We start from the raw sequence: 8,231 nt of genomic DNA on the forward strand, positions 1-8,231 counted from the left end.
CCCGCCCGCGGCGAGGGTGGTGGACACACCGGAGAACGACGCCGCGTCCCCGGCGAGCGGCCCGGTGACCAGCACCACCAGCGTCAGCGAGTAGTTGCGGCCGAACAGGGCGCTGACGCCGTTCATGGCGGCGAGTGCCACCAGCCGGGGCCGGGCGAAGAAGTGGCCGAGCCCGGCCCGTACGCCGGAGGGCTCCGGCTCCGCGGGCCCGGCGGCCGCGCCGGGGGGCGCGTCGGCCGCACCGGTGGCGCCGGCCGCGCCGGCGGCGGGCCTCAGGAAGGGGATGACGCAGGCGACGAACAGGAAGGACAGCCCGTTGACCGCGTAGGCGGCCGCCGTGCCGAACGCCGCCACCGTCACGCCGGCCAGGGCGGCGCCGACGAGCCGGCCGGCGCTGTGCACGAGCGAGCCGATCCCGATGGCGGACGGGACGTCCCGGGCGGGGACGAGACCGTTGCCGAGCAGCGAGCACGCCGGTCCGTCCACCGTGGCGACCACTCCGGTGACCAGGGCCAGGGCCATGAGGGCGGGCAGGTCCAGCCGGTCCGTCAGGACGAGCAGACAGGTCGCGAACGCCACCACCGCGAGCACGCTCTGGCAGACGGCGGCGGTGACCTTGTGCGACCAGCGGTCGACGACCGCTCCCCCGGCCAGTCCGAGCAGCAGGCCCGGGGCCGCCTGGAGGGAGACGGACAGGCCGGTGACGGCGGCCGAGCCCGTGATCTGGAGCACCAGCAGGTTCTGCACCGTGAGCTGGGTCCAGGTGCCGACGTTGGAGACGAAGTTGGCGGCGGCCCACCACCGCATACCGCGGTGGCGCAGGGCCCGCCAGGGCGAGCGGTCGGAGGACGACGGGGACGGGGACGGGGACGGGACCACGGGGGCAGCAGCAGGAGAGGGCACGAAGGAACCGGGGATGCGGGGCGGGGCGGGAGAAGGAGCGGGCGGGACGGAGGACCGGTGCGGCGGCACACCCGGCGCAGCCGGGAGGTCCGGCACCGACCGCACCCGGGGGTGCAGCGGTGGCCCACCTGCCCCGGGAGACCGGATGCGCCCGAACGCGACCGGGCGCCGGTGGTACCTCGGCGTTGCCGGGCACCGGCGCACGGCCCGGAACCGGCCCGGGCGGGCTGTCCGGTCGGGTGTTCCGGCAAGGCCGAAAGGGTGCGTGCGGGCGGGGGGCCGTCCCGGTGCGCCATGCTGACAGACCCGGCCCGGGGGCCGGGCGTGACCGCGCTCACTGGTGGCGGCGACAGCCGCCAAATCTGCCGCCGCCAAACCCGGTTGGACTTCACGTGGGCTTGCTCACACCCTCCGACCGGCCCCCCGTGGGCGCCGCCGCGTCGGCGCCACGTGGCCCGTCCCGAGGTGCCGCGCGGGCCCCGGCGGGCCACAGTGGGAGGGCACGGCCGACGCGTGCCGGCGGCCGCCGGCACGCGTCGTGGTGAGCGGCGACGAAAGGCTCGTGATCCGATGGACGGCTCGACGCAGCTGGACCTGCACGGCAAGCGGGCCCTGGTGACCGGTGGCGCGCGCGGTCTGGGCGCGGCGATCTGCCGCCGCCTGGCCGCGGCGGGGGCCTCCGTCCTGGTGGCCGACGTACGGCAGGACCTCGCGGAGGACCTCTGCGAGGCCCTCGCCGCCCGCGGCGAGCAGGCCCGCTACGTGCCGGTCGACGTCCGCGAGCCGGCGCAGGTGGCGGAGGTGTTCCGCGACCTGGACACGGCGGGGGACGCGCTGCACATCCTCGTGAACTGTGCCGCCGTGGACGTGTCGAAGTCGGCGGAGCACCTGACCGCGGACGAGGTCACGCGGGTGGTGACCACGAACCTGCTGGGGCCGATGTACCTCTGTCTGGAGGCCTACCGCCGCATGGTGGCGCGGGGCGGCGGACACATCGTCAACATCCTGTCCACGGCCGCGTGCCGTACCTGGACCGAGGCGGGCCCCTATTCCGCCAGCAAGTCGGGGCTGCGGGCGTTCACGCACACGCTGTTCAAGGAGGCGCAACGCGACTGCCTCGGCATCGGGATCACCGGGGTGATCGCGGGCGGTATGGAGACCGCCTTCATCATGGAGCGGTTCCCCGACACGGACGTCTCCTTGCTGCAGAACCCCGACATCGTGGCCGACACCGTGATGTACGCCCTGTCGGTGCCCGGCGGCAGCGGGGTGCCCGAAGTGGTGATCGTCCCCCGCCGGGAGACCTCCTGGCCCTGAGCCACGCCTCCGGCAGGGCACACTGGCCTGAACCCGCCCGGGACGGGTAGGCGCTCCGGCAGCGCGAGGACGTGGAACCGAGCGCGGCGGGAGCCGCGCCCCGTCCGGGCCCGGCGGGGGTCGCCTCCTACGAGGAACAGGGGACCGATGACCACCACCCAGGCCGTGCTGCCCCTCGCGCCGCCGGCCCGGCGGTCCTTCGCCGGCCGGGACACCGTGGCGGCCTGCGCGTACCTGCGCGCGGCCTACGGGGCGCGGGTCGGCCCGGTCCCCGGCGCCGAGGCGGTCACCCTGCGGCACAGCCGGCTCGACTGCGGCACGTACCAGCTCGACGAGGTCCAGCTCGGCGGCGGTCTCACCCTCGAACCGGATCCGGACGGCCAGGCCCTGGTCCTCCAGCTCCGCCGGGGCGAGCTCGCCGTGGTCCCCGGCTGTGTCCTGGGCGACGGCCGGCCCTACGTCTGCACGACGGCCACCGTGCCGCTACGGCTGACCGCGCGGTCGGCGGTGCTGGAGGTGACCTCCCTGACGGTCCCGCTGCTGCGGCAGGCGGCCGGGTCCCCCACGGAGCGCCAGCCGGTCCACGTCCGGTTCACCTCGCCCGGGGCCGCCGGCCCGGAGGCCGAGCAGCTGTGGCGTTCCAGCTGCGAGTACGCCCACCGGGTGCTGGTGGCGGCCACGGCCGTGGTGCCCCCGCTGCTGGTGGGCGAGACGGGCCGGCTGCTGGCCGCGGTCGCGCTCGCGGTCTTCCCCAACAACCTCGCCGGCGGCCCGGTGCCGGCCGACAGCCTGGACGCCACTCCGGACGCCCTGCGCCGGGCGGTGCTCTTCATCGACGAGAACGCCCACACGGACATCGGCCTGGGGCACATCGCCGCCGCCGCGCACGTGACCCCGCGCGCCCTGCAGTACGCCTTCCGGCGGCATGCGGGCACGACCCCCCTGGGCTATCTGCGCCGGGTCCGGCTGGACCACGCCCATCAGGACCTGCTGGCCTCGGACCCCGCGCAGGGCACGACCGTCAGCATCGTCGCCGCGCGCTGGGGCTTCGCCCATGCGGGGCGGTTCGCCGGGCTGTACCGGCAGGCGTACGGGGTCCGGCCGGGGGCCACCCTGCAACGGTGACCGGGCCGCGGCCGCGGTGTGGTCGCGCGCGGGAGGGTCAGGCCGGGTGGCCGGGGCTGAGGTCGTGCACGGCGCCGTAGCGCAGGGGCGGACCGGCGGGTCCGGGGGCCGGCGGGGAGCCGTCGACGGGCACGAGCAGGAAGCCTTCGTGGTCGCCGCCGGCGACGATCGCCTCGATCCGGCCGGTGAACCAGTGCGCCACGTCGTCCAGGACGGGAGTGCCCTCCCGTCCGGGCCGCCAGCCGGTCCGGGCGAACTTGTCGGTACGGTCCCCGGTGTGGCTGCCGAAGAGGCGCGCCAGCGCCTTCTGGTCCTCGCGCAGCACGTGCACGGTCAGATGGTGGGCACGGCGTGCCACCTCGTAGGTGTGGTTGGCGACGGAGAGCCACACCACGAAACGCGGCGGCTCGATCGAGCACTGCGAGGCGAAGCCGACGAGGCAGCCGCCGCGCAGGCCGTCCGCCGCGGCCGTGACCACGTACATCGGGCCGTCCTGCGCAAAGGCGAAGGCCCCCAGGTCCGGTTCCGGCATGATCGCTCCCGCCCTGTCCGTGGCGTCCGACGGCCCGGCTCCTGCCCGCTCGCCCGGCCGCCATGCACCTGTCCCCCGCCACCGACCCGTCCGGCCGTGTGTCACATACCGCCCGCGCCGCCGGGTAGACGCGGCCCCATGGACACGCTACGCACGTCACCGGGCCCGGGTCCCCTGCTCACCGCGGTGGAGCGCCTCGAACAGGCATCGCAGGCCGATGCCGTGATCGGCATCCTGCGCCGGGCGGTGCGGGCCGTTCCGCTCGGCCCGGCGCGCGATCTGCTCCACGGCCGTCCGCTCGGTCACCCGGCCCACCCGCTGCTCGTCCAGGTGCCCATCGGGACCTGGCTCTCGGCGGCCGTGCTGGACCTGCTCCCGGGGCAGCGCTGCGCCACCCGGGTCCTGATCGGGGTCGGGCTGCTCTCCGCCGCGCCGGCCGCCGCCGCGGGCTGGGCCGACTGGGCCGAACTGCCGCCCGAGCAGGCCCGTACCGGCCTGGTCCACGCACTGGCCAACAGCGCGGCGGTCGCGCTCTACACGGGCTCCTTCGTCGCGCGGGCCGGCGGCCGGCCGTGGCGCGGCAAGGCGCTGGCCATGGCCGGGCTCGCCACGGTGGGTGCGGCGGGCGCCCTGGGCGGCCATCTGGCCTACCGCCAGGCGGCCGGCGCCAACCACGCCGAGCAGGTCGAGCACCTGGTGCGGGACGGCTGGCACCCGCTGGGCGCGGTGGCCGCCTTCCCGGTGGGCCGGGCGACCCGCGCGCGGGTCGACGGCGTGGACGTGCTCGTGGTCCGCGAGCCGGACGGCACCGTCCGCGCACTGGCCGACACCTGTGCGCACATGGGCGGCCCGCTGTCCGAGGGCGAGCTGGCGGACGGCTGTGTGCGCTGTCCCTGGCACGGGAGCGTGTTCCGGCTGTCGGACGGCTGGAACGTCAAGGGCCCGGCGACGGCCCCGCAGCCGGCCTTCGAGACCCGGGTGGTCGAGGGCCGGGTGCAGGCTCGGCTGCGCCACGGCCACGACCGCCGGGGTCCCGCGGCGGGGCGGGCCGGGCCCGCCGCCGAGGAGGGGCGGTCCGGTGACGGCTAGGACGGGGCCCGTCCTGCAGTGGGTGCTGTCCCACTCGCACGAGGCGTCGGCGCGTCAGGTGCCGTCGCTGATCGACCGTGCGGCGCGGCGGCTGGGCCTGACCGGGACGCGGCTGTACCTGGCCGACGTGCAGCAGATGCGGCTGCTGGCCCTGCCGCAGCTCGCGGCCCGCCGGCCGGGCAGCGCGGAGGCGCGTCAGGCGGACCACGAGGCGCGGCCCCTGGACATCGACGGCTCGCTGGCGGGTCTCGCCTACCGCACCCAGCGGATCCAGTTGTCGAGGGACCGGACGACCGCCTGGCTGCCGATGGTGGACGGGATCGAGCGGATCGGGGTGATGCGGGCGACCGGTCCGGTGATGCTGCAGCGGGAGCTGGACGTGGGCCAGGCACTGGCCTCGCTGGCGGCCCTCGTCGTGGTGTCGAAGTCCACCCACAACGACCTGCTGGTGGTCAGGAGCCGCAGTCGGCCCATGACCTTGCAGGCGGAGCTGCTGTGGGCGTTCCTGCCGCCGCGGACGATCGGCACCACCGAGGTGACCTCGACCGCCGTGCTCGAACCGGCCTACGACATCGGGGGTGACGCCTTCGACCACAACTTCGCCGACGGGCTGCTGCACCTGGCCCTGCTGGACGCGATGGGGCACGACCTGGCGGCGGGGGGCACGAGCGCGGCCGGGCTGGCCGCCTGCCGCTCCACCCGCAGGTCGGGCGGCTCCCTGACCGAGATCGCCGACACCATCGAGCGGACCTTGCACGAGTGGATCCCGGACCGGCTGATGACCGGCATCCTCGCCCACCTGGACACCGACCGCGGCGAGTTCACCTGGATCAACTGCGGCCATCCGCCGCCCCTGCTGATCCGGGACGGCCACGTGGTGCCGGCCGCCCTGGAACGCCCGGCCGAGCTGCCGTTCGGCCTGGGCGTCCGCGACCAGGGGCCGCCCCGGCAGCACCGGGCGCGCCTCCAGCCCCGGGACCGGGTGCTGCTCTACAGCGACGGGGTCACCGAGGCGCGCTCGGCCCTGGGCGAACTGTTCGGCGAGGAGCGGCTGGCCGACACCGTCATCCGCTCCATGGCCGCGGGCACCCCGGCCCCGGAGGCCCTGCGGCGGCTGGTGCAGGAGCTGCTGACCCACCAGGACCAGCGGCTGCACGACGACGCGACCATCCTCCTGGCGGAGTGGCACCCCTCCGTCTGAGCCGTGGCACCTCGCCCAGGGCCCGTCGGCCCGTTGCCGGCCCGGCGCGTTCAGTCCGTCTCGCGCAGCAGGCGCAGCACGGCCCGTTCGATGGCGCCCTGGGTCGCCGGGCGGCCGTACCGGGCGTCCTCGCCGAGGCGGCCGAGGTCCGCGGCGATGGTGCGGCCGGCCTCGAAGCGCTCCACCACGACCGGGTCGATGTAGGACGCCCGGCAGACGGCGGGGGTGTTGCCGAGGTATGCGGAGACCTCGCGGACCGCCCGGGCGACGGCCCTGCGGCGGACGGTCGGGGAGCCGTCGGCGGCGCGCTGCGAGACGGCGAGGGCGACGGCGGCGAGGACGGTGGCGTGCCAGGTCCGGAAGTCCTTGGCGGTGATGTCGTGACCGGAGCGGTCGCGCAGGTAGGCGTTGAGGTCCTCGGCGTGCACGTCGTGCCAGGCCCGGCCGTGCCAGTACGCGAACAGCCGGTCCCCGGGGGCCCGTCGCCGCAGCAGGTCCCGTACGACGGTGAACGCGGGCCCGTCGACGAGGGCGCGGGTCTGTTCCCGGCCCGACTTGGCGGGGAAGTCCAGGCAGATCTCGCCCCGCCGGCACGCGGCGTGCTCGCGCAGCAGCGTGGTCAGGCCGTAGCTGTCGTTGTCGCGGACGTAGCGGTCGCCGCCCACCCGGAAGAAGCCGAGGTCCAGCAGCCGGGCGGCGCAGGCCAGGACCCGGTCCCGCCCGAGGCCACGGCTCGCCAGGTCCTCGGCGATCGCCTCGCGCAGCCGCGGCAGGCCGGCGGCCACGCGGCGTACGTGCTCGTGCTTGGCCGCTTCCTGCTGGGCGCGGAACCGCTGGTGGTAGAGGTACTGGCGGCGGCCCGCGGCGTCGGTGCCGATGGCCTGGATGTGGCCGTTGGGCCAGGGGCAGATCCATACGTCCCGCCAGGCGGGCGGGATGACGAGGGCGGTGACGCGGTCGCGTCCTTCCCCGGTCACCGGGCGGCCGGCCGTGTCGAGGTAGCGGAAGCCCCGGCCGTGGCGCACCCGGCGCCAGCCGGGGCGGGACGGATCGCTGGTGCGCAGCCGGGCGTCGGCCATGGTGGCTCAGTGGACGGGCAGGAGGTCGGCCGCGTGGCGCAGGGCGCTGCGTCCGCCCCGCCAGGCCGTCAGGACGTGGTCGGCGAGCCGCTGTTCGAGCAGGACGGTGGCGTCGCAGCCGAAGGCCACCTGGTCCTCCAGCCACGGTTCCTGGGCCAGCAGGCCGCCGATGACCTCGCGGCGGGCGACCTGCTCGTGGACGGCGTCCGCGGTGACGTGCTCGGCGTAGAAGTGGAGGGCGGCCGGACCCGCTCCGCAGGCGGTGAGCGCCTTGACCAGGCGGCGCGCACCCGGTGAGGAGACGGTCTCGACGCAGGCGAAATGGCCGACGAGGGCTCCGCGCCAGGCCCGGTGCAGACCGAAGAAGGACATCAGGTTCACGGTGGCCAGGGCGACGGCGGGGGCGTGGCCGAGGTAGCGGCCGTAGCGCGGGTCCAGCCCGAGTTCGGCCATGAGGTCGGCGAAGAGCTGGGCGTGCACGGCGTCGGGGTGGCCGGCGCCGAACTCGTCGTACTCGATGGCGGCGAGCGCGGCCTTGGGCCGGCCGGTCAGCCGGGGCAGCGCCCAGGCGTGCGGGTCGGCCTCCTTGAGCTGGTAGAGGGAGCGCAGGGCGGCGTACTCGCGTACGAGGTCCAGGTCGGCCCGCTCGCACAGGTACGCGCTGACGCTGCCGGTCGTGTCGGCCGGCTCGCTGAGCAGGGGATCGAAGGCGTCGGCGACCGTGCGCCCGTGGGGCAGGGCGGCGTCGAGGGCGGTGAGGAAGGCCCGTTCGAGCGCTCCGCGCAGGCGCAGCAGGTCGGGGTCCCACTCCAGGGCGTCGGCGACGCCGGGCAGCCCGCGGTAGTGCAGTTCGTACAGGAGGTACAGGGCCAGCTGGAGGTCCTCCCCGAGGCCGTCGGCGTCCTCGGCGGCGGTGGCGGCCGGCAGGGCGTGCTCCGCCGTGCGGCCGGTGAGGAGGGCGGTGGTGACGGCCGCACGGCGGAGC

At 76.0% G+C, this 8,231-nt stretch carries 8 protein-coding genes; 4 read left to right on the forward strand and 4 right to left on the reverse strand.

What is annotated here, in order from left to right; all coding sequences use genetic code 11:
* Positions 1 to 879, reverse strand: an 879-nt coding sequence (locus EF918_RS28560; protein ID WP_260610765.1) for an MFS transporter, incomplete at its 3' end; no start/stop codon positions are given.
* 594 nt (positions 880 to 1,473) lie between these two features.
* On the opposite strand from EF918_RS28560, the gene EF918_RS28565 reads away from it, so the two are divergent.
* Together EF918_RS28565 and EF918_RS38630 are read left to right on the forward strand one after the other, a co-directional pair.
* Positions 1,474 to 2,220, forward strand: a complete 747-nt coding sequence (locus EF918_RS28565; RefSeq protein WP_125651820.1) for an SDR family oxidoreductase — start codon at positions 1,474 to 1,476, stop codon at positions 2,218 to 2,220.
* A gap of 147 nt (positions 2,221 to 2,367) precedes the next feature.
* Entirely contained in the window at positions 2,368 to 3,345 is a 978-nt protein-coding gene (locus EF918_RS38630; RefSeq protein ID WP_125651821.1) for a helix-turn-helix domain-containing protein, read from the forward strand.
* Positions 3,346 to 3,382: 37 nt separating this feature from the next.
* Here EF918_RS38630 and EF918_RS28575 read toward each other — a convergent pair whose 3' ends face one another.
* A complete protein-coding gene (locus tag EF918_RS28575; protein ID WP_125651822.1) occupies positions 3,383 to 3,877 on the reverse strand; it encodes a flavin reductase family protein in 495 nt (164 codons plus the stop codon).
* A gap of 138 nt (positions 3,878 to 4,015) precedes the next feature.
* On the opposite strand from EF918_RS28575, the gene EF918_RS28580 reads away from it, so the two are divergent.
* Entirely contained in the window at positions 4,016 to 4,966 is a 951-nt protein-coding gene (locus tag EF918_RS28580) for a Rieske 2Fe-2S domain-containing protein (RefSeq protein WP_125651823.1), read from the forward strand.
* Positions 4,956 to 6,167: a PP2C family protein-serine/threonine phosphatase gene (locus tag EF918_RS28585; protein WP_125651824.1), complete on the forward strand. Its 1,212-nt coding sequence runs from the start codon at positions 4,956 to 4,958 to the stop codon at positions 6,165 to 6,167. Before EF918_RS28580 ends, EF918_RS28585 begins: the two co-directional genes overlap by 11 nt.
* 50 nt (positions 6,168 to 6,217) lie before the next feature.
* Here the strand turns inward: EF918_RS28585 and EF918_RS28590 are convergent, their stop codons facing one another.
* Together EF918_RS28590 and EF918_RS28595 are read right to left on the reverse strand one after the other, a co-directional pair.
* A complete protein-coding gene (locus EF918_RS28590) occupies positions 6,218 to 7,246 on the reverse strand; it encodes a DNA topoisomerase IB (RefSeq protein WP_125651825.1) in 1,029 nt (342 codons plus the stop codon).
* A gap of 6 nt (positions 7,247 to 7,252) precedes the next feature.
* Positions 7,253 to 8,231: iron-containing redox enzyme family protein (locus tag EF918_RS28595; RefSeq protein ID WP_260610768.1), on the reverse strand; the 979-nt coding region annotated here is incomplete at its 5' end.

Source organism: Streptomyces sp. WAC06614 (assembly GCF_003949795.1).
Classification (GTDB): Bacteria; Actinomycetota; Actinomycetes; order Streptomycetales; family Streptomycetaceae; genus Streptomyces.